General features: G+C 70.7%; 1 protein-coding gene and 1 pseudogene. Both read right to left on the bottom strand.

Annotated elements, in window-relative coordinates; genetic code table 11:
- Nucleotides 1-425, bottom strand: a pseudogene (locus CR162_RS20015) (IS5 family transposase); the annotation flags it as partial.
- Nucleotides 426-930: 505 nt separating this feature from the next.
- Complete coding sequence (locus CR162_RS20010) at nucleotides 931-1,617, bottom strand: CBS domain-containing protein (protein WP_176559957.1); 687 nt, start codon at nucleotides 1,615-1,617, stop codon at nucleotides 931-933.
- Between the last annotated feature and the right edge of the window lie 434 nt (nucleotides 1,618-2,051).

The following is a 2,051-nucleotide window of genomic DNA, read 5'->3' as shown; positions in this document are numbered from 1 at the left end:
CCCGATTGACAGGCCATGGGCATTGGTGCGGAGGTGGACTTTGGTCGAGAAGCCACCGCGCGAGCGTCCGAAACCTTGGTGGTAAGCCCCCCTTTTGCGCCAGCCGCGCAATGGTGGGCCCGGACGATGGTGCTGTCGATCATCTGGAGGACGTCGGCGTCACCGCACCCGTCAGCTAGGGCTTGCAGCAGCACATCCCGCAGGCCGGAGGTGGTCCAGCGCCGATCCTGCCGGTGAACTGAGTTCCAGTTGCCCAGCTCGGGCAGCAGGTCGCGCCAGGGAACACCCGTGCGCGCCACCCAGAAGATGGCGCCCAGCACCCGACGGTGGCTGGCAGGCGGGCGACCGCGGAACGGGCCTGTCTCGATTACGAAGGGCTCAAAGAAGGCCCACTCTTCATCCGTCAGCAACCCTCGCAGCACCAGCGCCTTTTCAGGAAGCAGCCTTGAATCACCACAGGTTCAGGATGTGAAGCACCTTTGTCCAGGTGACCTAGCATTCTGGGCCGGGCGGCCCGCAGAATTCCCGTCCGGTTGCGGAACGGTGTTGAGGGCCAAGTTCAGGCGGCAGAGATCCTGCTCCGGCCCCGCCACGATCTGCCCAAGGCAGAAGGCGCCTTGCTGACCTGTTCTTGATCATGAGGGCGCCGGCCGGAGCGGACCGTGCGGGCCGCTTCCGCCGGCTCCCCTCCGTTCGCGGCAGCGTGCCTGGGCTCCATCGCGCCCGGGCGGCAGGCAAAGTGCCCCGCATGACAGGATGCTCCGCAGCCAGACACACCCCATCGGGAGCATGGGCGGGCCGAAGGACTTGCGGCACCGCTCCGGACCGCCGCGGCGCCATGCGCCACAAACGCCGCGCTCACCTCCTCCTGCCCGTCATTTGCTCCGCCGCCGCCGTCCTTCTTTGGTCCTTGCTGGGGAGTTGCCGCCTTCAGATCTGCGGGTAGAGCGCGTAGTCGTGCAAGGGGCTGATCTCGAGCTTGTCCTCGACGCCGCGTACGCCCTCGACCCGCTCGGCGACGACACGCAGCGCCTGCCGCGCCTGCTCCGAGCGGCAATAGCCCTCAAGGCGGACGATGCCGTTCTCGACCACGACGCCCGTGAGGTGCGGCGTGCCCCAGGGGTGGCGCTGCATCTCCCCGATGATGGCCTGCTGGATGCGCTGGTCCGGGCCGGGGCCGGCGAGGCGGTCGGGCTCCGCGATGATCGCCTTCAGGAGATCGGCCCGCGACACCACACCGACGATGCGGCCGCCCCGCACCACCGCGAGCCGCCGCACCTTGCGCTTCTGCATCATCTCGGTGGCTTCCCGGACCGACGCGCCCTCCTCCACCGCGGCGACATCCGCCGACATGATGTCCCTCACCTGCCGGCCATGGGTCCTGACATATTGCGTGGCGGCGCGGTCACGGTCGATCAGCTGCCGCGCCAGCCATCCGAGGCCCGTCTCCTCGGCCGAGGGGGCGAGGCGGCGGATCAGGTCGCCCTCGCTGACGACGCCGATCGGCAGGCCTGCGGCATCCACCACGAAGGCCGCCGAGATGTGGCGCTGCGCCAGCAGCTGCGCCACGGCCTCGACGGTCATGGTGGGCGGCACGACCACGGGATCCCGGGTCATGATGGACTTCACCTGCATGGCGATCCTCCTCGCTTCTCGTGGGCGGCCTCAGCGCTAGCAGGACGGGGCCCGCCGGCGCCTTGATCTGGAACAGCCTTCCGGGGGATGGGGCGGGCCGCCGCGGGCCCCTGAGCAGGGGCGGCCCGCGGCAAGGCGGAGCGGGGAGAATGGCCCCGGCGCGCCGGGAAAAGCCGCCCGGCCTGGCAACCGGACCCGGCAACCGGCCCCGGCAACCGGCCCCGGCAACCGGCCCCGGCAACCGGAAAGGCGCGGCGGCAAGGGTGGGGAGACACAGACCCGTGAAGACAGCGGGCCGGCATTCCCCGCTATGGCTGGACCTATGCCGTCCGGAGCGCCGCCCCGCCTCCCTTCCTCCGCCGCCCCGCCGCCGGGCACCTCCCCTGCCTTCGCCCGCGCGGCCATTCCCCCGCCCC

The organism is Teichococcus rhizosphaerae, from assembly GCF_002631185.1.
Lineage (GTDB): Bacteria > Pseudomonadota > Alphaproteobacteria > Acetobacterales > Acetobacteraceae > Pseudoroseomonas > Pseudoroseomonas rhizosphaerae.
This window is presented reverse-complemented; position numbering and strand designations above follow the sequence as displayed.